At 73.0% G+C, this 25,881-nt stretch carries 22 protein-coding genes and 1 pseudogene; 11 read left to right on the top strand and 12 right to left on the bottom strand.

Annotated elements, in window-relative coordinates:
* Positions 1-423 precede the first annotated feature (423 nt).
* The 3 genes from ABZY13_RS31290 to ABZY13_RS31300 form a co-directional block, all read right to left on the bottom strand.
* A complete protein-coding gene (locus ABZY13_RS31290) occupies positions 424-1,650 on the bottom strand; it encodes a DUF5667 domain-containing protein (protein WP_356636758.1) in 1,227 nt (408 codons plus the stop codon).
* Positions 1,651-1,887: 237 nt separating this feature from the next.
* On the bottom strand, positions 1,888-2,709 hold the full coding sequence (locus ABZY13_RS31295; protein WP_356636760.1) for an ECF subfamily RNA polymerase sigma factor, BldN family: 822 nt from the start codon (positions 2,707-2,709) through the stop codon (positions 1,888-1,890).
* 256 nt (positions 2,710-2,965) lie between these two features.
* Positions 2,966-3,862, bottom strand: a complete 897-nt coding sequence (locus tag ABZY13_RS31300) for an HAD-IB family hydrolase (protein WP_356636762.1) — start codon at positions 3,860-3,862, stop codon at positions 2,966-2,968.
* Between the two features lie 106 nt (positions 3,863-3,968).
* Between ABZY13_RS31300 and ABZY13_RS31305 the strand changes: the two genes are divergently transcribed.
* From ABZY13_RS31305 to ABZY13_RS31325, 5 genes are all read left to right on the top strand, one after another.
* Positions 3,969-4,265 carry a glutaredoxin family protein gene (locus ABZY13_RS31305; protein WP_356636765.1) on the top strand — a complete coding sequence of 99 codons (297 nt, stop codon included), beginning with the start codon at positions 3,969-3,971 and terminating at the stop codon, positions 4,263-4,265.
* Between the two features lie 489 nt (positions 4,266-4,754).
* A complete protein-coding gene (locus tag ABZY13_RS31310; protein ID WP_356636767.1) occupies positions 4,755-5,516 on the top strand; it encodes a redox-sensing transcriptional repressor Rex in 762 nt (253 codons plus the stop codon).
* The gene (locus ABZY13_RS31315) at positions 5,513-7,258 is read left to right on the top strand and encodes a glutamyl-tRNA reductase (protein WP_356636769.1); all 1,746 of its coding nucleotides are present in this window, start codon (positions 5,513-5,515) and stop codon (positions 7,256-7,258) included. Before ABZY13_RS31310 ends, ABZY13_RS31315 begins: the two co-directional genes overlap by 4 nt.
* Positions 7,255-8,214: a hydroxymethylbilane synthase gene (hemC, locus tag ABZY13_RS31320; RefSeq protein ID WP_356636771.1), complete on the top strand. Its 960-nt coding sequence runs from the start codon at positions 7,255-7,257 to the stop codon at positions 8,212-8,214. Before ABZY13_RS31315 ends, hemC begins: the two co-directional genes overlap by 4 nt.
* On the top strand, positions 8,211-9,920 hold the full coding sequence (locus ABZY13_RS31325; RefSeq protein ID WP_356636773.1) for a bifunctional uroporphyrinogen-III C-methyltransferase/uroporphyrinogen-III synthase: 1,710 nt from the start codon (positions 8,211-8,213) through the stop codon (positions 9,918-9,920). The genes hemC and ABZY13_RS31325 overlap by 4 nt, the downstream gene beginning before the upstream one ends.
* Before the next feature lie 88 nt (positions 9,921-10,008).
* On the opposite strand, the gene ABZY13_RS31330 is transcribed toward ABZY13_RS31325, so the two are convergent.
* Positions 10,009-11,394, bottom strand: coding sequence for an FAD-binding oxidoreductase (locus ABZY13_RS31330; protein WP_356636775.1), 1,386 nt, complete (start codon positions 11,392-11,394; stop codon positions 10,009-10,011).
* 248 nt (positions 11,395-11,642) lie between these two features.
* Complete coding sequence (locus ABZY13_RS31335) at positions 11,643-12,179, bottom strand: SMI1/KNR4 family protein (RefSeq protein WP_356636777.1); 537 nt, start codon at positions 12,177-12,179, stop codon at positions 11,643-11,645.
* Between the two features lie 159 nt (positions 12,180-12,338).
* Between ABZY13_RS31335 and hemB the strand changes: the two genes are divergently transcribed.
* The gene (gene hemB / locus ABZY13_RS31340; RefSeq protein WP_356636780.1) at positions 12,339-13,331 is read left to right on the top strand and encodes a porphobilinogen synthase; all 993 of its coding nucleotides are present in this window, start codon (positions 12,339-12,341) and stop codon (positions 13,329-13,331) included.
* 17 nt (positions 13,332-13,348) lie between these two features.
* Here hemB and ABZY13_RS31345 read toward each other — a convergent pair whose 3' ends face one another.
* Entirely contained in the window at positions 13,349-14,068 is a 720-nt protein-coding gene (locus ABZY13_RS31345; RefSeq protein ID WP_356636782.1) for a DUF4232 domain-containing protein, read from the bottom strand.
* Between the two features lie 213 nt (positions 14,069-14,281).
* On the opposite strand from ABZY13_RS31345, the gene ABZY13_RS31350 reads away from it, so the two are divergent.
* The 3 genes from ABZY13_RS31350 (at position 14,282) to ABZY13_RS31360 (ending at position 18,585) form a co-directional block, all read left to right on the top strand.
* The gene (locus tag ABZY13_RS31350; protein ID WP_356636784.1) at positions 14,282-15,643 is read left to right on the top strand and encodes a helix-turn-helix transcriptional regulator; all 1,362 of its coding nucleotides are present in this window, start codon (positions 14,282-14,284) and stop codon (positions 15,641-15,643) included.
* 88 nt (positions 15,644-15,731) lie between these two features.
* Positions 15,732-16,967, top strand: a complete 1,236-nt coding sequence (locus ABZY13_RS31355; protein WP_356636786.1) for a PLP-dependent aminotransferase family protein — start codon at positions 15,732-15,734, stop codon at positions 16,965-16,967.
* Positions 16,968-17,100: 133 nt separating this feature from the next.
* Positions 17,101-18,585, top strand: coding sequence for a polysaccharide pyruvyl transferase family protein (locus ABZY13_RS31360; protein WP_356636788.1), 1,485 nt, complete (start codon positions 17,101-17,103; stop codon positions 18,583-18,585).
* Between the two features lie 21 nt (positions 18,586-18,606).
* Here the strand turns inward: ABZY13_RS31360 and ABZY13_RS31365 are convergent, their stop codons facing one another.
* Genes ABZY13_RS31365 through ABZY13_RS31380 form a run of 4 tightly spaced genes read right to left on the bottom strand, consistent with a single transcriptional unit; the run spans position 18,607 to position 20,921 of the window.
* Positions 18,607-19,395: a DUF4253 domain-containing protein gene (locus tag ABZY13_RS31365; protein WP_356636790.1), complete on the bottom strand. Its 789-nt coding sequence runs from the start codon at positions 19,393-19,395 to the stop codon at positions 18,607-18,609.
* 46 nt (positions 19,396-19,441) lie between these two features.
* A complete protein-coding gene (locus ABZY13_RS31370) occupies positions 19,442-19,789 on the bottom strand; it encodes a DUF952 domain-containing protein (protein ID WP_356636792.1) in 348 nt (115 codons plus the stop codon).
* Entirely contained in the window at positions 19,786-20,097 is a 312-nt protein-coding gene (locus ABZY13_RS31375; RefSeq protein ID WP_356636794.1) for a DUF397 domain-containing protein, read from the bottom strand. The genes ABZY13_RS31370 and ABZY13_RS31375 overlap by 4 nt, the downstream gene beginning before the upstream one ends.
* Positions 20,094-20,921: a helix-turn-helix transcriptional regulator gene (locus ABZY13_RS31380; RefSeq protein ID WP_356636796.1), complete on the bottom strand. Its 828-nt coding sequence runs from the start codon at positions 20,919-20,921 to the stop codon at positions 20,094-20,096. Before ABZY13_RS31380 ends, ABZY13_RS31375 begins: the two co-directional genes overlap by 4 nt.
* 112 nt (positions 20,922-21,033) lie before the next feature.
* On the opposite strand from ABZY13_RS31380, the gene ABZY13_RS31385 reads away from it, so the two are divergent.
* Positions 21,034-21,480 carry an ATP-binding protein gene (locus ABZY13_RS31385; protein ID WP_356636798.1) on the top strand — a complete coding sequence of 149 codons (447 nt, stop codon included), beginning with the start codon at positions 21,034-21,036 and terminating at the stop codon, positions 21,478-21,480.
* Here the strand turns inward: ABZY13_RS31385 and argS are convergent.
* On the bottom strand, positions 21,458-23,215 hold the full coding sequence (gene argS / locus ABZY13_RS31390) for an arginine--tRNA ligase (protein WP_356636800.1): 1,758 nt from the start codon (positions 23,213-23,215) through the stop codon (positions 21,458-21,460). The genes ABZY13_RS31385 and argS overlap by 23 nt on opposite strands.
* Positions 23,216-23,343: 128 nt before the next feature.
* Between argS and lysS the strand changes: the two genes are divergently transcribed.
* Entirely contained in the window at positions 23,344-25,092 is a 1,749-nt protein-coding gene (gene lysS, locus ABZY13_RS31395) for a lysine--tRNA ligase (protein ID WP_356636802.1), read from the top strand.
* 72 nt (positions 25,093-25,164) lie between these two features.
* On the opposite strand, the pseudogene ABZY13_RS31400 reads toward lysS, so the two are convergent.
* A pseudogene (locus ABZY13_RS31400) lies at positions 25,165-25,881 on the bottom strand (hypothetical protein); the annotation flags it as partial.

A 25,881-nucleotide genomic window follows, 5' to 3' on the forward strand; every position in this document is an offset into this window, starting at 1 on the left:
CGGTGTTCTTCTGACGGGGCCCGTGACGTGCGGGGTGCGGTGACGGGGGTGCCCGGCTGTTGTGTGCGGGGGTGCTCGGAGCCGGCGGACGGAGTACGGCGCAGCGGTCCGAAGCCTGCGCAGCGGTGCGAGGGCGGCGGGCAGGGGGGGCCAAGTTGCTGGTGCAGCGGAGGTCGGTGTTCTTCTGACGGGGCCCGTGACGTGCGGGGTGCGGTGACGGGGGTGCCCGGCTGTTGTGTGCGGGGGTGCTCGGAGCCGGCGGACGGAGTCCGGCGCAGCGGTCCGAAGCCTGCGCAGCGGTGCGAGGGCGGCGGGCAGGAGGGGTCAAGTTGCTGGTGCGGCGGAGGTCGGTGTTCTTCTGACGAGAACCACGAGAGCGGGGCGTCCCTTCGGTGAAGGGACGCCCCGCTCTCGTACGGGCTGCTAGTCGTCCGCGTCCTCCGCCTCGATGCCCAGGCCCGGCAGGAGGCCGGGGAGGAGGGGCGGGAGCGTGACGTCGGGCTCGGGAGCGGGCGGTTTGGTCGGGGGCGGGGTGGGGGCGCCGGGCTCCTGCGAGGGGTCGAGGAGGTCGCCGGCGCTGCCGCCGAGGAGGCCGTCGTTCTCCTTGCCGGAGTCCGCCGAGCGGCTCGGGGCGCCGGGGCGGCCGCCGTCCGGGGTGCCGGAGCCGCCGGCGCTGGGCGTCGTCGACCCGCCGGGCTTAGGGGCGCCGGGTGCCCGGCCGTCGTCCGTGCCGCGCCGCCCGTCGGTCCTGCGCTCGGTGCCCGTGGCGGTGGGTTTCGGGAGCAGGGACTGCAGCGGGGCCACCTCTTCGTCTATGGCGTCGAAGACCGACGACACCTGTTCGCTGACGTCCCCGAGCTGGACCGGGAGGCGCTCGCGCAGGGCGCCCCAGGTGTCGCGATGGGAGCGGGAGAAGGCGTCGAGGGCCTTGATGGGCTCCAGCGACTCGGGGTCGCGCTCGTAGGCGGCGGTGAGCAGCCGGTGGCCCTCGGAGGCGTCGTGCTTCACGCCGGACAGGGCGCGGCGGATCTCGCCGACGGACTCGTGGTCGAGGTGGCCGCCGCGGTCGCGCTCCATCAGCCGGCGCGCCTCGTTCAGCCGGGTGGAGGCATGGTCGAGGTACACCTCGCCGCGCTCGTCGTCCCCGTCGGCGAGGCCGAGCTTGAAGTCCTCGATGCCGCGCTTGAGGCCGTAGAGCGAGTCGCCGGGCAGGGCGTCGGAGCTGGCGGCGGCCACTCCGCCGAAGGCGCCGGCGGCGACGGTCACGCCGATGCCGCCCGCGGTGAGGCCCTTGGCCAGGCGGGAGCGCGGGCGGAACCTGCCCAACGGGGCCGCCCGGTGGCCGCCCTCGCCACGGGACCGCTGTCCGGGCAGCGCACGGCCGCCCGCCTCACCGCCCTCCTGCAGCATGGCCTCGAAGCTCGCCACCAGCTGCGCCCGCTGGACGGCCTTGACCTCGGGGTCCAGCTGGGGCCTCGGCAACTCGGCGAGGCCTGCGGCCACGGCCAGCAGACGGCCCTGATCGGTCCGCCCCGCCGCGGCCGCGGCCGTGTCCTCGGACTGCTCGGCCGCCGTACCCCGTTCGGACTGCTCCTCCAGGGCCTGGGCGAAGGCGTTCGCCCGCCGGTGCGCCGATACGTTCGCGATCACTGGCGGCACCTCCTCTCGTCATGACGGTCGACTCCCCAGGGGGTCCTGAGGGTTGCACGCCCCGAGCCGAGACCACACGTTCGAGCGATGGGAGTCGGCCAGGGAGTGACCACAGGGAGCCTGCATCCCGCACAACGAGCGCGGCGGCACTTGGGTTACGGAAGACGGCGGGCCGGGCGGTGGAGTCAACGGACTTTCACTGATGGTGAGTTGAATACTGCGGAGCGTGCGCGCCGGTCAGCGCGCGTTGTCGGGGAGCAGCCGCGCGAGGGTGCGGACAGCGCGGTACTGCAGTGTCTTGATGGCGCCCTCGTTCTTGCCCATGACGCGGGCGGTCTCGGCGACGGACAGGCCCTGGAGGAAGCGGAGCGTCACGCACTCCTGCTGCTGTGGGTTGAGCCGCCGTACGGCGTCCAGCAGGGCGGCGTTGGAGAGGGACTCCAGGACGGAGTCCTCGGGGGAGCGCTCGACCTCGTTGGCGTCGAGCATTTCGCCGGTGGTGACCTCGAGCCGGAAGCGGCTCGACTTGAAGTGGTCGGCGACCAGGTTGCGGGCGATCGTGACCAGCCAGGCGCCGAAGTCGCGGCCCTGCCAGGTGAACGTGCCGATGCGGCGCAGGGCGCGCAGGAAGGTCTCGCTGGTGAGGTCCTCGGCGGTCGCCTTTCCTCCGACTCGGTAGTAGATGTACCGATAGACGGTGTCGCTGTACTGGTCGTAGAGGCGGCCGAAGGCGTCGGCCTCGCCGGCCTGGGCGCGCTCCACGAGGTCCATCATCCGGGCGCTGTCGCTGTCGGCGGCCGGACGGCGCGCGGTGGCCGCGACGGCCGTGCGGCCTCGTCTTCCGGCCGCCCGCCCGTCGCCCGGCCGGCGGCCGTCGACGACGCCGGCCGCCGGCACCTGCTCGATGCCGTCGGCCAGCGCGTAGCACGGGCCGACCGGCGCGGCGGTGGTGAATGCGGGGACGGCGGACGCATTGGGGACGAGGCCGCGCAACATGTCGAGGACTGTTGCGCGGAGCGTAGCCAGGCCCGAGGCGTCAACCCCGACGTGTGGGTACACGGGACTCCCAGAGGCAGAGCTTCCATCACTTGCTGTGCGGGACCATTCACCCGTCGTAGCGACGGACAGGTACCCGTGTGCGTCTGAGGAGAATAACGCTTCGTGCAGGCGCTGCTACGCCCAGTTGCTCAAATCGCCGGTTGCGTCGCTTCCGTTGCCGTTTGACGCCCGGTCGCGTGGCGGTCTGTGATCGGATCCTGAACGAAAAGCTTCGAGTTGAGCTGCTACGCGACGAGTTCGCGCGGCTCCCGGCGGGCTAGCGGCGTCGCCGGTGCAGGGCGATCGCCGCCGCCGTGCCGCCCGCGACCGCGCCGACCCCGGCCGCCGCCGGAATGCCGACCTTCGCCGCCTTGCGGCCGGTGCGGTAGTCGCGCAGCCGCCAGTCCTGTTCCCGGGCGTGTCTGCGCAGTTTCGCGTCGGGGTTGATCGCGTAGGGGTGGCCGACCAGCGACAGCATCGGGATGTCGTTGTGCGAGTCGCTGTAGGCGGCGCAGCGGGTGAGGTCCAGGCCCTCCGCGAGGGCCAGCGCGCGCACCGCCTCGGCCTTGGCGGGGCCGTGCAGGGGCTCGCCGACCAGCTTGCCGGTGTAGACGCCGTCGACGGACTCGGCGACCGTGCCGAGCGCGCCCGTCAGTCCGAGCCGGCGGGCGATGACCTGGGCGATCTCCACCGGGGCCGCCGTGACGAGCCACACCCGCTGACCGGCGTCGAGGTGGGCCTGCGCGAGCGCGCGGGTGCCCGGCCAGATGCGCTCGGCCATGTACTCGTCGTAGATCTCCTCGCCGATGGTCTGGAGCTCGGCGACCCGGTGGCCCTGGACGATGGACAGCGCGGAGTTGCGCGCGTCCTGCATGTGCTCGGGGTCCTCGACGCCCGCCAGCCGGAACCACGCCTGCTGCCAGGCGAAGCGGGCCAGGTCGCGGGTCTCGAAGAACTTCCGCTTGTACAGGCCCCGCCCGAAGTGGAACAGGGACGCGCCCTGCATGACGGTGTTGTCCAGGTCGAAGAAGGCGGCGGCGTGCTCGTCGCCGTGCACCGGGAATTCCGGCTCGGGTGCGGTCTTGCGTGCGGCCTCGGCCGAGGCCTCGCCTGCCAACACGCTCCGCGCCGTGGCGGAGCGCCTACGGGGAGTGAGCCATCCGAGAGCGGCCATGGCGTGAGCATAGCCATTCCGGCCGGTGCTTCCGGAGTCGAGAGGTCGGCGGCCCGTGAACTCTCCTCGACCGGGCCGTTAAGCGCGCGGCCCCGGCGGCGCGACAATGGCCGGTATGAGTCCCGTTTTCCGGCGCCGGAGCGCCGCTCAGGACAAGGCCGCAGCTCAGCACCGGCTCGTCACGCTCATCCGCAAGCCCGGCTGCCATCTGTGCGACGACGCGCAGGCGGTGATCGACAGGGTGTGCGGCGAGCTGGGCGTGCCGTGGGAGCAGAAGGACATCACGCAGGATCAGGCGCTGTACGACGCGTACTGGGAGCAGATCCCGGTGGTGCTGGTGGACGGCGAGCAGCACACCTTCTGGCGGGTGAACGAGGAGCGGCTGCGACGGGCGCTCGCGTAGGACCGCGTGGGACCGCGTGGGACCGCGTGGGACCGCGTGGGGCAGGGCGGGACCGCGTGGGGCAGGGCGGGGCGCGGTGCGCGCTCGGGACGGGCGCGGGCGGGCTGCGGCCCGGGGGCGCGGTGGGCGCGGGTGGCTGCGGCGCGCGCTCGCCCGGGAGCGGACCGTGAGCGGCCGCGGGCGATCGGAAACGATCACTGACCGGCCAGTCCAAGTCGTCCGGAAAGTCACTTAGGATCGATGGCGACAGGGTCTCGGGGGCGGTGATCGTTGAGGGAGTGTGCGGTTTTGCCCCCAAGAGGCAAGGAACGGTGTGGGTCGCGCGCCGGTTCCGCGAACGCGCGCCGGGGGCGCGTGACCCCGGTCACGTTGGGCGGACAAATCGGACACCATCTTTGTGCACGCGTTCACAAAGACATAGCCTGCTGTCGACGGGGCGGTCCGGGGACGTATGACCGCCCGCAGCCCCGCTCTACCCGCAGGAGCACCGTGGCAACTGGCCGAACTCACCGACCGGCGACCCGTAGCCGAGGGATTCCCGAGGCCACCGTCGCCCGCCTTCCGCTGTACCTCCGCGCCCTGACCGCGCTCTCGGAGCGCTCGGTGCCGACCGTCTCCTCCGAGGAGCTGGCGGCCGCGGCCGGGGTGAACTCGGCGAAGCTGCGCAAGGACTTCTCGTACCTGGGCTCCTACGGCACGCGTGGCGTGGGGTACGACGTCGAGTATCTCGTCTACCAGATCTCCCGTGAACTCGGCCTCACCCAGGACTGGCCGGTTGTCATCGTCGGCATCGGAAACCTGGGCGCCGCGCTCGCCAACTACGGCGGCTTCGCCTCCCGGGGCTTCCGGGTCGCCGCGCTGATAGACGCCGACCCGGCCATGGCGGGCAAGCCCGTCGCCGGCATCCCCGTGCAGCACACCGACGACCTGGAGCGGATCATCCAGGACAACGGCGTGTCGATCGGCGTGATCGCGACCCCCGCGGGCGCCGCCCAGCAGGTCTGCGACCGGCTCGTCGCCGCCGGGGTGACCTCCATCCTCAACTTCGCGCCGACCGTGCTGACCGTGCCGGACGGCGTCGACGTGCGCAAGGTCGACCTCTCCATCGAGCTGCAGATCCTCGCCTTCCACGAGCAGCGCAAGGCCGGCGAGGAGGCCCTCGCCGAGAGCGCGGCTCCGGTCGCCGCCCCGCGCGAGAACTCCGCCGACCAGGGACCCGACGGGGACGTGCCCGCCGTGATGCCGGCATGAGTCTCCTCGTCGTCGGGCTGAGCCACCGCAGCGCCCCCGTCAGCGTCCTGGAGCGGGCGGCGCTGACCGCGGACGCCCAGATGAAGCTGCTCCAGGACACGGTCGCCGCCGAGCCGGCCGCCGAGGCCGCGGTGCTGGCCACCTGCAACCGCATCGAGCTGTACGCCGACGTCGACAAGTTCCACGCGGGCGTCGCCGAGCTGTCCACGCTGCTCGCCCAGCACAGCGGGGTCGGGCTGGACGAGCTGACGCCCTACCTGTACGTGCACTACGAGGACCGGGCCGTGCACCACCTGTTCTCGGTGGCGTGCGGGCTGGACTCGATGGTGGTCGGCGAGGGCCAGATCCTCGGCCAGATCAAGGACTCCCTCGCCCGGGCGCAGGACCTGCACACCGCGGGCCGGCTGCTGAACGACCTGTTCCAGCAGGCGCTGCGGGTCGGCAAGCGCGCCCACTCCGAGACCGGCATCGACCGGGCCGGGCAGTCGCTGGTCACCTTCGGCCTGGAGCAGCTGGCCTCCGGCGGCTCCGTCGAGACGTGGGCCGCGGGCAAGAAGGCGCTGGTCATCGGAGCGGGCTCGATGTCCTCGCTGGCCGCTGCGACGCTCGCGCGGACCGGGGTCGCCGAGATCGTCGTCGCCAACCGCACCTTCGACCGTGCCGAGCGGCTCGCGCAGATACTCACCGAGGGCGACGACACGGACGTGGTGGCCCGGGCGGTACCGATGGAGTCGGTGCGGGCCGAGCTGACACGTGCCGACATCGCCGTCTCCTGCACCGGCGCCACCGGCCTCGTCCTGGCCGCCGACGCGATCGCCGCCGCCCTGGAGGGACGCACGGGCCACGCCGCGGCCGTCGCGGAACCGGCCGCCGAGGCGGACGGGGACGCGCGTACGGCCGCCCGCGCGGACCTCGCCGAGCTGGCGCCCACGCCGCTGCCGCCCACGAGCGTCGGCACCGACGAGGGCTGCCCCCTGGACCTGTCCGCCGTGCAGCCCGGCTTTTCCGTGCTGGGCGAGGCCGCCGTCGCCGGGATGGACGCCGCGACGCTGGAGCAGCACGCCGCCTGGGCCGCGGGCGGCGCCGTCGACCGGCGCGAGGCCGCCCGGCGCGGGCCCGAGGCCGAGGCCGAACTGATCACCGCGCTGGCCGCGACCGCCGCCAGCGCCGGCCGGATCCCCGAGCGCCGCAGGCCCGAGCCGGTCGCCGAGGCGCCGCGCCCCGAGCCCGTCCTGTTCCTGCTCGACCTCGCCATGCCGCGCGACATCGACGCGGCCGTGCACCGGCTGCCCGGCGTGCGGCTGGTGGACATCGAGTCGCTGGCCGAGGCCTCCGCCGACGCGCCGATGGCGGCCGACGTCGACCAGGTCCGGCGTATCGTCTCCGACGAGGTCGCGGCCTTCGGCGCGGCGCTGCGGGCCGCGCACATCACGCCCACCGTGGTCGCCCTGCGTGCCATGGCCGCCGACGTCGTCGCGGGCGAGATCGCCCGGCTCGACGGGCGGCTGCCCGGCCTCGACGACAAGCAGCGCGGCGAGATCCGGCAGGCCGTGCACCGCGTCGTCGACAAGCTGCTGCACGCGCCGACCGTACGGGTCAAGCAGCTCGCGGCCGAGCCCGGCGGCGCCGGGTACGCGGACGCGCTGCGCACCTTGTTCGACCTGGACCCGGAGACGGTCGCCGCCGTCTCCCGGGCCGGGAACGAATCCGAGAAGAACGGCAAGAACCGAGGGCTGTCATGAGCGACAAGGCACTGAGGCTCGGGACACGGCGGAGCAAGCTCGCCATGGCCCAGTCGGGGCAGGTGGCGGACGCCGTGAGCCAGGTGACCGGACGGCCCGTCGAGCTGGTCGAGATCACCACGTACGGCGACGTGTCGCGCGAGAACCTCGCGCAGATCGGCGGCACCGGCGTCTTCGTGACCGCACTGCGCGACGCGCTGCTGCGGGGCGAGGTCGACTTCGCGGTGCACTCCCTGAAGGACCTGCCCACCGCACAGCCGGCGGACCTGGTCCTGGCGGCGGTGCCCGAGCGGGAGGACCCGCGCGACGTCCTCGTGGCGCGCGACGCCCGCAAGTTCACCGACCTGCCGCGCGGGGCCCGCATAGGCACCGGCTCGCCGCGCCGCATGGCGCAGCTGAACGCGTACGCCCGCGCCCACGGCCTGGACATCGAGACGGTGCCGATCCGCGGCAACGTCGACACCCGGATCGGGTTCGTCCACAGCGGCGAGCTGGACGCCGTGGTGCTGGCCGCCGCCGGGATGAACCGCATAGGCCGGAGCGAGGAAGTGACCGACTTCCTGTCGGTCGACACCGTTCTGCCCGCCCCCGGCCAGGGGGCACTGGCGATCGAGTGCGCCGCGCACGACGCGGACCTGATCGCCGCGCTCGCCGAGCTCGACGACCCCCTCACCCGGGCCGCCGTGACCGCCGAGCGGTCCCTGCTCGCCGCCCTGGAGGCCGGTTGCAGCGCCCCCGTGGGCGCGTTGGCCGACCTTCTGGCCGACGGGCAGATTGTCAAGGAAATGCGCCTGCGGGGCGTCGTCGGCACGACCGACGGCTCCCGGACGGTGCAGCTGTCCACCACCGGTCCCGTGCCCGAGACGCACCAGGGCGCCGAGGCGCTCGGCCGCGAACTCGCCGCCGAGATGCTCGCCCAGGGCGCGGCCGGTCTGATGGGGGAGCGAGCACAGTGAGCCCCACCACTCTTCCCGCCGCCGGTCCGGAACACGGGCACGTCACCTTCCTCGGTGCCGGACCCGGGGATCCGGGACTGCTGACCCTGCGCGCCGTCGAGGCGCTGGCGCACGCGGACGTCCTCGTCGCCGAGCACGAGGTGCTCGACGTCGTACGCGCCCACGCCAGGCCGGGCGTGTCCGTCGTGCACGCGGAGCCCGGTCCGTCGTCGGACCCGGTTCCGGGCACGGGCACGCCGCAGCTCACGGTCGTTGACGGCAAGTCAACAGCCGTTGGTGTCCCCGCAGTGCGGGATGCCTCACATCTTGTCATGGAGGCCGCGCGGGGCGGCAGGCGGGTCGTGCGTGCGGTGTCCGGGGACCCGGGCCTCGACACGTACGCCGCCGAGGAGATGCTCGCCTGCGCCGCCGCCGGGGTGCCGTTCGAGGTGGTGCCGGGCGTGGCCGCCGCGGTCGGCGTGCCCGCGTACGCCGGTGTGCCGCTGCGGGACGCGCACGGCGCGGACGTCCGCTTCGTGGACGCGCGCACGGCGTCGGACCGGTGCTGGACGGAGGTGGGCGCGTCCGACGGGACGGTGGTCGTCTCCACCACCCTGGACGCGGTGTCCGCCGCGGCCGGCGAACTGGTGTCCGCGGGCCGCAAGCCGGACACCCCGCTGACGGTCACGGTCGCTGGTACGACGACCCGCCAGCGGACGTGGACGGCCACCCTCGGCACGATCGCGCAGACCCTGAAGCAGGCGAAGGTGCTGCCCTCCCCCGAGGGCGCCCGGCCGGTGATAGCCGTGGTCGGCGAGCGTTCCGCAGCCGCCCGGCGCGACCAGCTGTCGTGGTTCGAGTCCAAGCCGCTGTTCGGCTGGAAGGTCCTCGTCCCGCGTACGAAGGAGCAGGCGGCGTCGCTCTCCGACCAACTGCGGTCCTACGGGGCCGTACCGCACGAGGTGCCGACGATCGCCGTCGAGCCGCCGCGCACGCCCCAGCAGATGGAGCGCGCGGTCAAGGGCCTGGTGACCGGACGCTACGAGTGGATCGCCTTCACCTCGGTCAACGCCGTCAAGGCCGTCCGCGAGAAGTTCGAGGAGTACGGCCTGGACGCGCGCGCCTTCGCGGGCATCAAGGTCGCCGCGGTGGGCGAGCAGACCGCCAAGGCGCTGATCGCCTTCGGCGTGAAGCCGGACCTCGTCCCGAGCGGCGAACAGTCCGCGGCGGGCCTCCTGGAGGACTGGCCCCCCTACGACCCGGTGTTCGACCCGATCGACCGCGTCTTCCTGCCCCGCGCCGACATCGCCACGGAGACCCTGGTCGCCGGCCTGATCGAGCTGGGCTGGGAGGTCGACGACGTCACCGCCTACCGCACGGTGCGCGCCTCGCCGCCGCCCGCCGAGACCCGGGAGGCGATCAAGGGCGGCGGCTTCGACGCGGTGCTGTTCACGTCGTCGTCCACGGTGCGCAACCTCGTCGGCATCGCCGGGAAGCCGCACAACGTGACGGTGATCGCCTGTATCGGCCCGGCCACGGCGAAGACGGCCGAGGAGCACGGGCTGCGCGTCGACGTCATGGCCCCGGAACCGTCGGTGCACAAGCTGGCGGAGGCCCTGGCGGACTTCGGCATGAAGCGCAGGGCCGCCGCGCTGGAGGCCGGCGACCCGGTGACGCGGCCCAGCGAGCGGCGTCCGGGGGCGCGGAGGCGGCGGTCTACGACGTGAGAGGCGCCGAGGCGTGAGCGGATCGGCGGGGCGTTCCCTTCGGGGGGTGCCCCGCCGATCTTGTCGTCGCGGGTCGGCGGCCGGCCGATCAGGCCGGTGTCACCACATGGCCGAAGCGGAGGAGGTCGGCCGGGTCGTACGCCGACTTGGCGTGGCGCAGGCGTGCGTAGTGGGCCGGGGTCCAGGCTCGGGCGCGGTCCGTTTCGTCGCCCGGCGCGCCGTGGATGTTGACCATGGTGTGGCCGGTGCCGTAGGGGGCCATCGCCTCGTGCAGGGACCGTGTGGCGCGTTCGACCGCCTCGGCCTCCGGCGGGGAGGGGACGATGGCGACCGTCTCCAGGAAGTAGGCGGAGTCGCGGGCGCAGATCGCGTCCTCCACGCGGGGCGGGCGGGACAGGGCGCCGCCCATGTGGCGGATCTCGGCCACGACGAGAGGGCAGTCGGGGTTCTCGGGGCCGACCTCGTGCAGGAACGCCCGGACCGCCTCGGGCGGCAGGTCGGCCAGCAGGGCGCAGGACTCACGGGCCGGTAGGGGGTCCTGGGGCTCCATGTAGATGCGGTCCAGGGCGGTGTAGTCCATGACCTCGACCGTGTCGACGGCGACCGGGGCCGCGGCGCGGATCGGTGTGAGCAGGCTCTCGCCCTCGGTGGGGTCGCCGGTCCAGGCGAGGGCGACGCGGGCCCAGAAGCCGCCGCGCAGCGGTTCGGGTATCTGCGGGATGGGGGGCAGGCGCAGCACGGCGAACGCGCTGCACATCTCGTCCGGGATCCGCCGGGTCCAGTCGAGCCAGGCGGTCATCAGGGCCTCGGCGTTCTCGCCGGGCGTGTGGACGGCGCCGCCGAGGACGCGGGTGAGGGGGAAGAGGTCGCAGGTCATGTCGGTGACCACGCCGACGTTGCCCTTGCCGCCGCGCAGGGCCCAGAACAGTTCGGGTTCGGTGTCGGCGTCCGTGGCGCGCAGGGCGCCGTCCGGGGTGACGACCCGGAAGGAGCGGGTGAGGTCGGTCGCGTAGCCGTAGGCCCGGCCGAGGACCGGCAGGCCGCCGCCGACGGTGTAGCCGACCGCGCCCGCGTCCGTGGAGGTGCCGGACAGGGCGGCCAGGCCGTGCGGGGCCGCCGCGTCCAGGACGTGCCGCCACTTGGCGCCGGCGGAGACGGTCGCGGTGCGGGCGGCCGGGTCGACCGTGACGTCGGTCATGCGGGCCGTGCTGATCAGCAGCCCGCTGTCGATGGGGAAGTTGGCGCCGTGGCCGGTCGACTGGACGGCGACGGGGGTGCCGGTGGCGGCGGCCCAGCGCATCGCGGCCACGACGTCGTCCGCGCCGGTCGCGCCCACGACCAGGTCGGGCGTGTGCAGGGCGGCCACGTTGAAGCCGGCCACCTCTTCCGCGTAGCCGGGGTCGCCGGGGCGCAGCACGGGGCCGCGGATCTCGGACAGGGCGAACAGGTCGGGGGTGGGGTGCGTCGCGGTCATCGCGACCTCCGCATGATGGATGGCGTCCGCTGCGGAGGGACGGCGGCGGCTGCGGTCGGCCGTCGCGCTCGTGGGGTGCGGGTGTGGCGGGAGAGCGGCCGTCGGGGTCCTGCCGTGCGCTCGTTACCTTTCAGGATGGACCCGGGGGGCGGGTGTCGCATGTGGGGCGGGTGGACGGTGCGGTCCGGCGCGGGTGCCGCGTGCCGGGCGGCGACGGATCCGGGCATGGCCGCCGCACGCCGGGCCGGTCAGCGGCAGAGGGCGTCGAGGTCCTCCACGAAGGCCGGGAACTCCGCACGGGCACCGGCGATGATCTCGGCGGCCGGGCGGCGCGGGGTGGTGGCGTGGCGTTCGGCGAGTGCGGTCAGCTCGGCGAGGGCGGGGTGCGTCCAGGGGGAGTGGTCGTCGTACAGCACGGACTCCAGGGGGCCGACGCCGTCGGCCAGGACCCACAGGAAGTCGGACAGGTTCCCGGCCACCACGCCGGACTCGCCCTCCGAGCCCATGAACACCACGGGCTGCTCGGCCGGCGGCCGGCCGGGGCGCGCGCACCAGAGGGCGGCCACACCGCCGGTGCCGTCCTGCCCGAAGACGCGGTAGGCGCCGCCGTCGAGGGTGTGGTTCCCGGTCCAGTGACGCAGCCAGTCGGTGGTCTCCTCGGCGGACCAGAAGACGTCGTAGGGCTCGAAGTCGATGCCCCCGTCGTCGCCGTAGGGGAACGTCGTGCGGGCCACGTCGGCGAGGGCGGGCGGGAGGCGGCGGTCGTCGCCGGTCGTCTCGTTCACGCGGGCACGGTATACGGGGGGACCGACAGCGGGGCGGGCGGCCGACGTCGACCGGCAGGGAACCGGCGGGCCGGTGTCGGTCGGCGTCGGCCGCCCGATGCCGTCCGCCCCGACTCCGCGTCGGCAAAGGCACCCCTGGGGCGGGCGTAACTTGGGGGTATGACGAAGTACGGTTCCTTTCCCGGTACGCGTCCCCGTCGGCTGCGGGCCACTCCCGCTCTGCGGCGCATGGTCGCCGAGACCCGGTTGCACCCCGCCGATCTGATCCTGCCCGCGTTCGTGCGCGAGGGCGTCGACGAGCCGGTGCCGGTGCAGGCCATGCCCGGTGTCGTGCAGCACACCCGGGACAGTCTGCGGAAGGCCGCCGTCGACGCCGTCGAGGCCGGGGTTTCCGGGATCATGCTCTTCGGGGTGCCCGAGGAGGAGAAGAAGGACGCGCTCGGGACCGCCGGGACCGATCCGGACGGGATTCTCCAGGTCGCCCTGCGCGACGTGCGGGCCGAGGTCGGCGACGAGCTGATCGTCATGTCCGACCTGTGCCTCGACGAGTTCACCGACCACGGCCACTGCGGCGTCCTGGACGCCGAGGGGCGGGTCGACAACGACGCCACCCTGGAGCGGTACGCCGAGATGGCGCAGGTCCAGGCCGACGCCGGCGCCCATGTCGTGGGGCCGAGCGGGATGATGGACGGGCAGATCGGCGTCATCCGCGACGCGCTCGACCAGATCGGGCGGGAGGACGTGGCGATCCTCGCCTACACCGCCAAGTACTCCTCCGCCTTCTACGGCCCCTTCCGCGAGGCCGTCGGCTCCTCGCTCAAGGGCGACCGGAAGACCTACCAGCAGGACCCGGCGAACGCCCGCGAGTCCCTGCGCGAACTCGCCCTCGACCTGGAGGAGGGCGCCGACATGGTGATGGTCAAGCCGGCCGGCCCCTACCTCGACGTCCTCGCCCGCGTCGCGGACACCGTGGACGTGCCGGTCGTCGCCTACCAGATCTCCGGCGAGTACGCGATGGTCGAGGCCGCCGCCGAGAAGGGCTGGATCGACCGGGACCGGGCCATCCTGGAGACGCTGACCGGCATCAAGCGGGCCGGCGCGCAGAACATCCTCACCTACTGGGCCACCGAAGTGGCCCGGCAGCTGCGGTAACCGACGGGCGAGGCCGGTCAGTTCAGGGCGTCCTCCATCGAGGACTGCCAGTACGTCACCGCCAGCGAACTGTCGTAGTACACGCCCTTCGCCGGCAGGGCGGGGGTCGCCGCCGGGCCGCCGTCGCTGTTCGGCGTGCCGCCCTGGAAGCCGACGGTCAGCCGGCGGCCGGTCGCCCCGCCCGAGCCGCTGCCGTCCGCAGCGGCCAGCCGGACGCCCGCGTAGCCCGACTCGCCGGGCGCCAGCGTCGGCACCGCCTGCGGCTTCGTGCCCGGCATCGCCTGCGGCACCCACTGCATCTCGTCGAATCGGAGCACCGGGTAGTACGGCAGGTTGCAGGGCTCCGTGCCCGTGTTCGTGACCGTGAGCAGCATGTGGTTCAGGGGGCGGGGCACCGGCTGGGCCGTCACCCTCGTGTTCGTGCCGTTGCAGGTGGTGGAGGTGGCGGCCGGCTTTCCGCCGGTGGTCCGGGACGGCTGCGGGCTCTGGGGCTTCTCCGTCCCCTGGGGGTTCCCCGGCTCCTCGGGGTTCCCGGTCGGCGCGGTCGGCTCCGACGGCCGGCCGGTCGCGGTCGGCTGCTGGGACGCGGTCGGCTCCTTCGCTTCCGGAGCGGTCGTCGCCGGGCGCGAGGCGCCCTCGTCCCTGGTGCCGGTGCCGTCCTCGCAGGCGGTCAGGGCGAGGGCGGCGAGGGCGACGCCCGTAGTGGCGAGGAGGCGGGTGCGGCGGAAGCTGCGCATGGCTGAAACCCTTTCGAACAAGGTGGGTTGAGCGGGCCGCTCGACCGTTCGGCGGGAGCGGCGTGCTTGGATGACCAGAGCTTGTGCCGCGTCTCGTCCCAGCCGCCAGGCCTGCCCGGCGATCAGGGACGCTGGAACGCGCGGAACGGGTCCGACCTGGGGAAACGACCATTCCCTGGAACGCCGGAACGGAACGACGGGGGCGAGGAAACGGTGTCCGACGGCACTGCGGCCAAGGAGTTCGCCGCGCGGCTGAGGGAGTTGAAGGACCGCTCGGGGCTGAGCTACGGGGTGCTCGCCAAGCGGCTGCACATGAGTACGTCGACCCTGCACCGGTACTGCAACGGGGACGCCGTGCCGACGGACTACGCGCCCGTCGAGCGGCTCGCCCGGCTGTGCAGGGCCTCGCCGGAGGAACTCGTCGAGCTGCATCGGCGGTGGGTGCTCGCGGACGCCGGGCGGGGGAAGAAGGGGGCCGCCGCGCAGAAGGGTGCCGAACAGAGGGGTGCCGAGCAGAGGGGTGCCGAGCAGAGAGGTGCTGAGGGGGGCGAGGGCGCGGGTGCCGCTCAGGCCGTGACGGAGGCGGAGGGGGACGAGGGGGAAGCGGAGGGGGAGACCGAGGGGGAACCCGAGAGGGCGGCCGCGGCCGAGGCCGAAGGGGTGGCCGAGGCGGCCGCCCCCCGCCGTCACCGCACCGCCCTCGTCGCCGCCGTCACCGTCGCCGCCCTCCTCGGCGCCGTCGCCCTCGCCATCGGCCTGCCCTCCGGAGGCGACGGCGACGACCGCGCCGGGGACACCGCCCGGCGAGGACCCGTGGCCGCCGCCTCCTCCGGGAGCCCGACGCCCTCGCCCTCCCCCACCCCGACCAGGAGCGCCAAGTCCACCGCCCCCACCGCTCCGACCGCCCCCGCCCCGTCCCCCACCCCCGGCGCCGGTGACGCCCCCGCCCCGCCCGGCGGCGGCGTATCCGAGGCCGTCCCCCTCACCGTCACCGCCAACGCCCACGCCTGGGAGAGCCCCTGCTCCCAGCACTACCTGATCGACGAGCCCCCCACCGCCGTCGACCCGCCGCCCACCGAGCAGGACGCCCCGACCTGGGTGGCCGACGCCGGGGCCGTGCCGTCGGGGGAGCAGTACGTGACGCTGACCGTGCAGGGAACCGGCGACGAGACCGTGGTCCTCAACAGCCTGGACGTGCGGGTCGTCGGCCGGGGCGCCCCGCTGCCCTGGACCGACTACGCCATGGGCGTCGGCTGCGGCGGCGACGTGCCCATCCGGCCGTTCACCGTCGCCCTGGACGCCGCCCGGCCCGTCGTCGTGGCGGGGGAGGGGCAGCGGGATCTGCCGTTCAAGGTGAGCGAGTCGGAGCCGGAGGTCTTCCACATCACCGCCGACGCGTCGGCCTACGACGTGCGGTGGGTCCTGGAGCTGGGGTGGACCAGCGGAAAGCGGCACGGGACGGTGGTCGTGGACGACGAGGGCAGGCCCTTCCGCACGAGCGGCAACAACGGCCGACCGTCGTACTCCTTCCCCCTCGGCGGCGACCGGTGGATCAAGGAAGGGGAGCTGAACTAGCCGAGCCGGCAACGGAGTCGGCCGGCCACGGAGTCCGGATCCCGGAAACCTGCTTGTAGACGGCATCCAATTCCCTAGGGTGCCGTCCATGACCATCACGGATCCCGCAGTCACCTCCGCGCCCACGTCAGCAGCCGCCCCCGTCCCGGCCCTCGCCGCGCGCACGCTCGCCGTCGGGGGGTCGCCCGTGCGGGACATCCTGGCCGTCACCGCCCGCCCCGAGGTGATCAACTTCGCGGGCGGGCTGCCCGCGCCCGAGCTGTTCGACGCCGAGGGCATCGCGGACGCCTACCGCGCCGTCCTCGCCGAGCAGCCCGCCCGCGCCCTCCAGTACGCCCTCACCGAGGGCGAGCCCGCGCTCCGGACCGCCCTCGCCGCCCGGACCACCGCCCGCGGCCTCGCCACCGGCCCCGACGACCTCCTCGTCACCACCGGCTCCCAGCAGGCCCTCTCCCTGCTCGCCGCCGCCCTCGTCGAACCCGGCGACACCGTCCTGGTCGAAAGCCCCTGCTACCTGGCCGCGCTCCAGGCGTTCGGCCTCGCGGGCGCGCGGATCGTCGCCGTGCCCGGGGACGCGGACGGCGTCGACCCGCAGGCGCTCGCGGAGCTGGTCGTCAGCGAGCGGCCCAAGCTGCTCTACACCGTCCCCACCTTCCAGAACCCGACCGGCCGCACCATGCCCGCCGCCCGCCGCGCCGAGGTCGCCGCCGTCGCCGCACGGCACGGGCTGTGGATCGTCGAGGACGACCCGTACGGCGAGCTGCGCTTCGAGGGGGAGCGCGTGCCGTGGATCGCCGCGCACGCCGAGGCCGCCGACCGGGTCGTGCTGCTCGGCTCGTTCTCCAAGGTCATGGCGCCCGGCCTGCGGCTGGGCTGGCTGCGCGCGCCGGAAGGGCTGCGCCGGGCCTGCGCGGTCGCCAAGCAGGCCGCCGACCTGCACACCCCGACCGTCAACCAGCTCGCCGCCGCCCGCTACCTCGCCGACCGCGACCTCGACGCCCACGTGGCGAGGGTCGCCGGCGTCTACCGCGAGCGCCGCGACGCGATGCTCGCCGGGCTGCCCGACGCCCTGCCCGCCGGCGCGGTCTGGAACCGGCCGGAGGGCGGCATGTTCCTCTGGGTCCGGCTCCCGGAGGCGTACGACACCGCCGCGCTGCTCCCGCGGGTCGTCGCCCACGACGTGGCCTACGTCCCCGGCGCGCCCTTCTACGCCGACGCGCCGGACCGTTCCACGCTGCGGCTGTGCTTCGTCACGCAGACGCCCGCCGAGATCCGCGAAGGGCTGCGGCGGCTCGGCGCGGGTCTCGCGGCGGCGGTGCGGTGACTCCGCACCCGCGTCCGCTCCTGCCGTCCAGCCTCCCGCAGCGCTGCCTTCACTCAACATTTACGGTTCTGTAGGGTTTGCTTCGCACATGCGGCCGAGGACGGTCCGCAGCCGAGGCAGGGAGCGTCGCGCCGTGAAGCGCATTCTGATCCGGTCCGGGAAGAGTCCTTTCCGGGTCGCCACCCCGACCGAGTTCATCCAGCAGGACCTGATCGGGACCAACACCGGCAACCTGCTCTTCAGCGACTCCGCCCACAAGATGCTGTCGGCGCCGGACACCGAGGTCGTCTCCAACGGCATCCGCACCGACCCGTCCGCGCGCCGCGCCGCCGAGATCAACGAGCAGTACGACGTCTTCGTCGTCCCGCTCGCGAACGCCTTCCGCCCGTCCTTCCAGGCCTCACTGGACCGGCTCTCGACCCTCATCGAGCAGCTGACCATCCCGGTCGTCGTCTTCGGCGTCGGCGCCCAGGCGCCCGCCGACTACGACACCGCGTGGCTCAAGCCCATGGAGGAGTCGGTCAAGCGGTTCACGGCCGCCGTCCTGGAGCGGTCGGCGTCCATCGGCGTGCGCGGCGAGCTGACCCACGGCTATCTGACCGGCCTCGGCGTCCCCGCCGACCGCGTCGACATCATCGGCTGCCCGTCGATGTTCCTGTACGGCGACACCTTCCCGGCGCCGCGCACCGCCGACCTGACCGCCGACTCCCGCATCGCCCTCAACCTCTCCCCCGACGCCATCCCCGTCGGCGACATCTCCGGCCTCGCCCACCACGCCTGGCAGCGCCACCCGCACCTGACCTACTACGCGCAGAACCTGGTCGACGCCGAACTGCTGCTGTGGGGCGACATCACCCCCGAGACCGGCGTCGAGGACCCCTTCCCGCTCCAGCTCACCCACGAGCTGATGCGCGAAAACAAGGTCCGCATGCCGCTCGACCCGGCGACCTGGATCGACGAGCTGCGCGCCTACGACTTCGCCTACGGCACCCGCATCCACGGCAACATCGCCGCCCTCCTCGCCGGCACCCCCGGCGTCGTCCTCACCCACGACTCGCGCACCCTCGAACTGTGCCGGTACTTCGACATCCCGCACCGCTCCCTGGAAGGCCTCCCCGCCGAGACCGACCCGCGCGAGCTGTACGAAGCCGCCGACTTCACCGCGATGCTCAAGGGCCACCGCGAGCGCTTCGACCGGATGACCGCCTTCCTCGACCGCAACGGCCTGAAGAACACCTACACCCACGGCGACGGCGGCGCCGCCTTCGACGCCCGCCTCGCCGCCCTCGACCTGCCCGCCTCCCTGCCGGTCTGGGACGGCTCCGACGACGGCCACATGCGCTACCGCATCGCCCGCCTGCGCGAACGCCTCGCCGTCGCCAACTCCCGCATCGACACCCGCGTCAAGGAGACCAAGGAGCTGCGCGGCCGGGTCGCCGCCGCCGAGCAGCGCGAGGCCGAGACCGCCCGCCTCCTCGCCGAGGCCCGCGCCGAACTGGCCGCCACCCGCAAGCAGCTGGCTGCCCTGGAGCGCCGCGTCGGCGGCATCGAGAAGCGCGCGATGGTCCGGCTCGGCCCCGCCCTCAAGCGCCGTATGCGCAAACTGTCGGGCAGCTGACCCGGCCCCGCCGCCGGACGCTCAGTCCCACCAGAAGTGCCAGGCCTCCTGGCCCAGCACCCGGTGCCGCGCGTACGCCCGCAGGTCGGTGTGCGCGCCCTGCCAGACGTTGTCCGGGCAGAACGCGAAGTGCTCGGCGGCCACCGCCTCCGCCTCCTCCGGGGTCGTCGGCGGGGCCGCCACCGACACCAGCAGGTGGTCGAAGCCGAGCACCACGACCCGTATGCCGAAGCGGTCCTCCCAGGAGCGCAGCACCGCGCTCAGCCGACCCGCGTCGCTCTCGTGGTTGACCGGGCCCGTCCACCCGATCGCCGCCGGGATGTCCGCGCTGCGCCGCGCCGGGACCAGGGCCAGCCGCGGGTCCTTCAGCGGGCCGCCGTCGCCCAGCAGCACCTCCGCGACCCGGGCCGCCACCGTGTCCGGGTCCGCCCCGCCCTCGACGACCGCCGCCGTCCCCGGCCACTCCTCCCCGTCCGCCGCGCACTCCTCCCAGAGCCCGGCCAGCACCTCGTCCGCGTCGTGATCGCCGGGATACGACATGTCGCCGGGCGCCAGCTCCCAGTCGTCCGGCCCGTGGTGGCCGTCCCCGGCCTCGACGATCACCGGCAGCAGCCCCACCGTCCGCCGCGCCGGCTCCACCAGCGCCCAGCCGCCGGACTCCGCCCGCACGTCGGCGTACCACAGCAGCGGTTCGTCCAGCGGGCCGTCGTCCGTCTCGTCCAGCACCATGCCGGGCGGCAGGTCGAGGCCCAGCGCCTGGCCGCTCGGGTCCAGGGCCAGCTTCAGCAGGAAGTTGGGAAGCGTCGCCATGCACGTGACTGTAGGGCCACCCACTGACAACGGCCGCCCGCCGGGGTCAGTCCCCGGCCGGCTCCCGCAGCCCGGTCGCCCGGCCCTCCCCGTCCCACACGACCTCCAGCACCCGCACCACCGCCTGGCGGTCCAGCGGCCCGTAGACGTGCGGGAAGGAGACGTCGCCGGAGACTCCCGGAGGCGGCGCGGGGTCGGCCGCCTCCCACTCGACGCGCGACGTCAGCCGGTCCTCGTCCAGCACCAGCACCCTGAGCGGGCGCCCGGCGTCCCGGTAGAAGGCGTTCACCACCGCGACGGTGGTCGCCTCGTCGGGCGAGCAGTGCACGAACCCCTCCTCGGCGAGCGAGGCGGGCGCGTACGGGTCTCCTCCGGAGATGACGTGGTAGATCACGAGCGGGCGAACTCCGTGAACGCGGTCCACGCGGCCGGGGTCACCTGGAGGGTGGGGGCCGCCTCGGGGTTCGGGTCCTTGGAGTCGCGGATGTGGACGGTGTGGGGGCAGGCGGCGATTTCGATGCAGGCGTCTTCTTTGTCTCCGCTGTAGGTCGACTTCCGCCAGGGGTAGCCGACTTCCACGCATTCGCCGCCCTCGCTGGCGCTGTACGTCGACTTCCGCCACGTATAGGCGACTTCAAGGCAGGCGCCGCCCTCATCGGTGCTGTAGGTCGACTTGAACCACTGAAGGGTTTCGGTGCTCATCGGTCTCCTAGCAGGCGGTCGAGGAGGGCCACGGAATCCTGGAGGTTCAGGGCCTGCGTCCGCAGCATCGCATACTTCTGTGCCAGGACGGACACTTTGTCGGGGTCCGACACCCACTGGCTGCCTTGCTGCGATTCGGTGTAGGCCAGGTGCTGGTGGTCCTCGGTTTCGATGATGATGAACGCACCGCTCAACCCGGCCGTGTACGGACTGTCGATCGGCAGGAACTGCAGGGCCACGGCCGGGATTTCGGTCATCTTCCGTAGATGCGCGAGCTGTTGTCGATGCACCTCCGACCCGCCGAACGAGAGGTGCAGCACCGGCTCCCAGACGACGAAGCCGAGCGTCGGAGGGCTCTTGCGGTGCAGGATGTCCTGGCGACTCATGCGGTCAGCCGTCTTGCTCTCGACCTCTTCCTCGGTGAATGCGGGCACGCGGTTGCGGAACACGGCGCGGGCGTACGCCTCCGTCTGGAGCAACCCCGGTACCACCAAGGGCTCGTACCAGGACAGGCAGATCGCCTCCCGCGCATGCTCCGCATACAACTCCGCCCACAACGGAAACTGATCCACCTCCGGCAAGTTGTCCACCCCCGCCGCCAGCACCCCCTTCGTGTCCAGCTCCCGGTCCAGCAGTTCGGCCAGATCCGGCTTGAGGGTGCGGCGGCCCTGCTCGATCGAGGCGATGGTCTCCTCGTCCACCTTCAGCCGTTCGGCGAGCGCCCGTTGGGTCAGGCCCGCCGCCCTGCGCGCGGCGCCGAGCTGGCCGCCCAGCATGCGCATGGCGGAGGCGTTCTTCTTGCGCGGTAGCTTCTTGGAGTTCATGCCGGTCCAACTCCCCATGGCCGTCGTACGCCACCCTGGGCGAAGCCGTACAGAATATCCGTACGGGGTCACTCACTGATCAACGGCAGTGACGTACCGCGACGATCGCCCCGTGAACGAGACAATCCAACTCCCGCCCCTCCGGGAGAAGTTCTTCCACCGTTCCCGCCGTTCCGTGCCCGCTGCCAGGCAGTACGCGCACGAGACGCTCGTCGGCTGGGGGATGGCCGGCACGGAGCTGGCCGAGGACGTGTTGCTGTGCGTGAGCGAGCTGGCCACGAACGCGCTGGTGCACGGCGTACCGCCCGGACGTCAGTTCCTCTTGTTCATGTGCCGGGACGGCCGCGTGCTGCGCGTGGAGGTGCACGACAGCGGGCCGGGCACGCCGCGGATCACGGGCGGGGACGGCGAACGCGAAGAGGGCGGCCGCGGCTTGCTGCTCGTGGCCGCCCTCTCCGACAAGTGGGGCGTGCGGGAGCGGGAACTCGGCAAGGCCGTGTGGTGCGAGTTCCTGCTCCCGGAGGACGTCGGGGACGTCAGAGACGCTCGGGGGTCCTGATGCCCAGCAGGGCCATGCCCTGGTGCAGGGTGCGGGCGGTGAGGTCGCACAGGAACAGGCGGTTGGCCACCTGCTCCGGCGTCTCGGCCTTGAGCACCGGGCACTTGTCGTAGAACGTCGTGTACAGCGAGGCCAGTTGGTAGAGGTAGGCCGTCAGCTTGTGCGGGGCGTACTCCCGGGCGGCCTCGGCCACGGTCTCCGCGAAGGCGTCGGCGTGCAGGCCCAGTGCCCGTTCGGCGGCGTGCAGTTCCAGCTCCGGGCGGGCCTGGGGCCGTACGTCGCCGGCCTTGCGCAGGATCGAGCGGATACGGGCGTACGCGTACTGGAGGTAGACGGACGTGTCGCCGTTGAGCGAGACCATCTGGTCCAGGTCGAACTTGTAGTCGCGGTTGGCCGACGTCGACAGGTCCGCGTACTTCACCGCGCCGATGCCCACCTGGGCGCCCCGCTCGGCGATCTCCTCCTCGGAGAGGTCCTGCGCCTTCTCGCGGACCACGGCCGAGGCGCGGTCGACGGCCTCGTCCAGCAGGTCGACCAGCTTGACCGTCTCGCCCTCACGCGTCTTGAACGGCTTGCCGTCCTTGCCGAGGACCGTGCCGAAGGCGAGCTGGTAGGCCGTGACCTCGTCGCTCAGCCAGCCGGCCCGGCGGGCGGTCTCGAAGACCATCTTGAAGTGCAGGGACTGGCGGGCGTCGACCACGTAGACGAGGGAGTCGGCCTTGAGGTGCAGGACGCGGTCGCGGATCGCGGACAGGTCGGTCGCGGCGTAGCCGTAGCCGCCGTCCGACTTCTGCACGATCAGCGGGACCGGCTTGCCGTCGGGGCCCTTGACGTCGTCGAAGAACACGCAGAGCGCGCCCTCCGAACGGACGGCCACGCCCTTCTCCTCCAGGAGGCGGCAGGTCTCGGCGAGCATGTCGTTGTAGCCGGACTCGCCGACGATGTCCTCGTCGCGGATCTCCATGTCCAGCTTGTCGAAGACGGAGAAGAAGTAGATCTTCGACTCGTCCACGAACTTCTGCCACATGGCGAGGGTGTGCGGGTCCCCGGCCTGGAGGTCGACCACCCGGCGGCGGGCGCGCGTCTTGAACTCCTCGTCGGAGTCGAAGTGCTTGCGCGCGGCCTTGTAGAGGCGGTCGAGGTTCGACATCGCCTCCTCGCCGGTGACCTGGGCGTCCTTGTGGTCCAGCTCGTGCGGGTGCTCGTCCAGGTACTGGATGAGCATGCCGAACTGGGTGCCCCAGTCGCCGATGTGGTGGCGGCGGACGACCTGCTCGCCGGTGAACTCCAGCAGCCTGACCACCGCGTCGCCGATCACCGCGGACCGCAGGTGGCCGACGTGCATCTCCTTGGCCACGTTGGGCTGGGCGTAGTCGACCACGGTGGTGCCGGGGCGGTCGGCGAGCGGGACGCCGAGGCGGTCGTCCGCGTAGCGGGCGGCGAGGTTCTCGGTGATCGCGCGGTCGGCGAGCGTGATGTTGAGGAAGCCGGGGCCGGAGACCTCGACGTCCTTGATCGGACCGCCGGACGCGATGCGCGCAACGACCTCGGCGGCCAGCTCGCGCGGGTTCGCCTTCGTCTTCTTGGCGAGCGCCAGGATGCCGTTGGCCTGGAAGTCGGCCCGGTCGCTTCGTCGCAGCAGCGGGTCGACGCCGTCGGCCTCCGGCAGCGCGGAGGCGAGGGCGTCGGCGAGGTGCCGCTGGACGGAGTCGCTGAGGGACGTGACCGAGGCCATAGGAATGGGTGCCGTTCTCCTCGTGGGGATGGATAGACACGGCCAGTATCCCATGGGGGGTAAAGCCGTTTTCCGGGGCGCGTTCCGGTCTGTGAGAATGGGATGTCACCCCGTTCAGAAAGAAGGACGTGCCGATCGTGGCTCAGAGCACCGAGACCACCGACTGGGTCTCCCGTTTCGCGGATGAGGTCATCGAGGAGTCGGAGCGTCGGGCCCCGGGCAAACCGGTCGTCGTCGCGTCCGGACTCTCCCCGTCCGGCCCCATCCACCTGGGCAACCTGCGCGAGGTCATGACCCCGCACCTGGTCGCCGACGAGATCCGCCGCCGCGGTCACCAGGTGCGGCACCTGATCTCCTGGGACGACTACGACCGCTACCGCAAGGTGCCGGCCGGCATCGCGGGCGTGGACGAGTCGTGGGCCGAGCACATCGGCAAGCCGCTGACCTCGGTGCCCGCGCCGAAGGGGTCGTCGCACCCGAACTGGGCCGAGCACTTCAAGGCGGCGATGATCGAGTCGCTGGCCGAGCTGGGCGTGGAGTTCGACGGCATCAGCCAGACGGCGCAGTACACCTCGGGCGTGTACCGGGACCAGATCCTGCACGCCATGCGGCACCGCGGCGACATCGACGCGATCCTCGACCAGTACCGCACCAAGAAGTCCCCGGCCGCCGCGAAGAAGCAGCAGCAGAAGCCGGTGGACGAGGCCGAGCTGGAGGCCGCCGAGGGCTCCGGCGCGGCGGCCGAGGACGACGGCAGCTCCGGCTCCGCCGGGTACTTCCCGTACAAGCCGTACTGCGGCAACTGCGAGAAGGACCTGACGACGGTCACCTTCTACGACGACGACAGCACGGAGCTGACGTACGCCTGCACCGCCTGCGGCTTCTCCGAGACCGTCCGGCTGAACGAGTTCAACCGCGGCAAGCTGGTCTGGAAGGTCGACTGGCCGATGCGGTGGGCGTACGAGGGCGTGATCTTCGAGCCCAGCGGCGTCGACCACTCCTCGCCGGGGTCGTCGTTCCAGGTCGGCGGGCAGATCGTCGGGATCTTCGGCGGCAAGCAGCCGATCGGGCCGATGTACGCGTTCGTGGGCATCAGCGGCATGGCCAAGATGTCGTCGTCGCGGGGCGGCGTGCCCACCCCGGCCGACGCGCTGAAGATCATGGAGCCGCAGCTGCTGCGCTGGCTCTACGCCCGCCGCAAGCCCAACCAGTCGTTCAAGATCGCCTTCGACCAGGAGATCCAGCGGCTGTACGACGAGTGGGACAAGCTCGACGCCAAGGTCGCCGACGGCTCGGCCCTCCCGGCCGACGTCGCCGCCCACTCCCGCGCGGTGCGCACCGCCGCCGGGGAGCTGCCGCGGACGCCGAGGCCGCTGCCGTACCGCACGCTCGCCTCCGTCGCCGACATCACCGCCGGGCACGAGGACCAGGCGCTGCGCATCCTCAGCGAACTCGACCCCGACCAGCCGCTCGGCTCGCTGGACGAGGCCAGGCCCCGGTTCGACAAGGCCGAGGCGTGGATCAACACGCACGTGCCGGCCGACCAGCGCACCATCGTGCGCGAGGAGCCCGACCACGAGCTGCTGAAGTCCCTCGACGACCAGGCGCGGGGCTCCCTGCGGCTGCTGCTCGACGGCCTCGCCGACCACTGGTCGCTGGACGGCCTGACCCACCTCGTCTACGGCGTGCCCAAGGTGCAGGCCGGCTTCTCGGCGGACGCGACGCCGAAGGAACTGCCGCCGGAGATCAAGACGGCCCAGCGTTCCTTCTTCGCCCTGCTCTACCACCTGCTGGTCGGCCGCGACACCGGCCCGCGTCTGCCCACGCTGCTGCTCGCGGTGGGGCAGGAGAGGGTGCGGGCGCTGCTCGGGGAGTAGGCGGTCCGGCCGCACGTCGTCACGACGGAAGGGGGCGCCCGGTGTGCACCGGGCGCCCCCTTCCGTTCGCGCTCACGCGATGTGGTCCTCCTCCAGCTCCGCCGAGTGGCGCTTCTGGAAGCGGTCGGTGAGGGTCTTCAGCTCGCCCGGGCTCAGGGTGACGCCGTACGTCGCCTGGATGTTGTCGCCCAGGACGCGGGGCGTGGGGTAACTGCCGTCTATCGACTGGCGGAAGACCTGGTAGAAGGCGTCCTCGTCCGGCTCCGCCGCCGGGGCGCCGCCGCCCCCGCCCAGCTCGCGGGTGCGGCCGGGACTCACCGGGATCGGGAAGCTGCCGGTGTCCTCCGGGGACGGCTCGCGGAGCGGGGGCTCCTCGTACTGCTGCCGGGCGTACTCCTCGGCCTGCTGCTGCTCCTCGTACCACTGCGCGTACGCCGCCTCCGGGTCGTACGTCGGGTCGTAGTCGCCGTGGTACTCCACCGACTGCGGGTCGCGGGCCTGGAGCCACGGGTTGAACTCGGGGTCCGGCTCCGGCTCCTGCTGTGCCTGCGGCTGCGGCTGCGGCGGCGGGGCCGGGGCCTGGGGGGCCGGCGCGGCGTACGGCTCCTGGGTCAGCTCGCGGCGCTGCTCCACCGGGGCCACGGCCGCCTGCTTCGGGGGCGGCGGGATCAGGGCCGGCTCGATGCCCGCCGCCGCGAGGCCCGCGGGGGCCGTGTCCGCCAGGGGGACGCCGTACCTCGCCAGCCGCAGCGGCATCAGGGACTCCACCGGGGCCTTGCGGCGCCAGGA

It is taken from the genome of Streptomyces sp. NPDC006610, assembly GCF_040611575.1.
Classification (GTDB): domain Bacteria; phylum Actinomycetota; class Actinomycetes; order Streptomycetales; family Streptomycetaceae; genus Streptomyces.

Excerpts from the sequence above, each read along its gene's own strand:
- ABZY13_RS31300 (WP_356636762.1), bottom strand. The coding sequence starts at position 3,862 with ATGGCCGCTCTCGGATGGCTCACTCCCCGTAGGCGCTCCGCCACGGCG.
- ABZY13_RS31305 (WP_356636765.1), top strand. The coding sequence starts at position 3,969 with ATGGCCGGTATGAGTCCCGTTTTCCGGCGCCGGAGCGCCGCTCAGGAC.
- ABZY13_RS31315 (WP_356636769.1), top strand. The coding sequence starts at position 5,513 with ATGAGTCTCCTCGTCGTCGGGCTGAGCCACCGCAGCGCCCCCGTCAGC.
- hemC (WP_356636771.1), top strand. The coding sequence starts at position 7,255 with ATGAGCGACAAGGCACTGAGGCTCGGGACACGGCGGAGCAAGCTCGCC.
- ABZY13_RS31330 (WP_356636775.1), bottom strand. The coding sequence starts at position 11,394 with ATGACCGCGACGCACCCCACCCCCGACCTGTTCGCCCTGTCCGAGATC.
- hemB (WP_356636780.1), top strand. The coding sequence starts at position 12,339 with ATGACGAAGTACGGTTCCTTTCCCGGTACGCGTCCCCGTCGGCTGCGG.
- ABZY13_RS31345 (WP_356636782.1), bottom strand. The coding sequence starts at position 14,068 with ATGCGCAGCTTCCGCCGCACCCGCCTCCTCGCCACTACGGGCGTCGCC.
- ABZY13_RS31355 (WP_356636786.1), top strand. The coding sequence starts at position 15,732 with ATGACCATCACGGATCCCGCAGTCACCTCCGCGCCCACGTCAGCAGCC.
- ABZY13_RS31365 (WP_356636790.1), bottom strand. The coding sequence starts at position 19,395 with ATGGCGACGCTTCCCAACTTCCTGCTGAAGCTGGCCCTGGACCCGAGC.
- ABZY13_RS31375 (WP_356636794.1), bottom strand. The coding sequence starts at position 20,097 with ATGAGCACCGAAACCCTTCAGTGGTTCAAGTCGACCTACAGCACCGAT.
- ABZY13_RS31380 (WP_356636796.1), bottom strand. The coding sequence starts at position 20,921 with ATGAACTCCAAGAAGCTACCGCGCAAGAAGAACGCCTCCGCCATGCGC.
- argS (WP_356636800.1), bottom strand. The coding sequence starts at position 23,215 with ATGGCCTCGGTCACGTCCCTCAGCGACTCCGTCCAGCGGCACCTCGCC.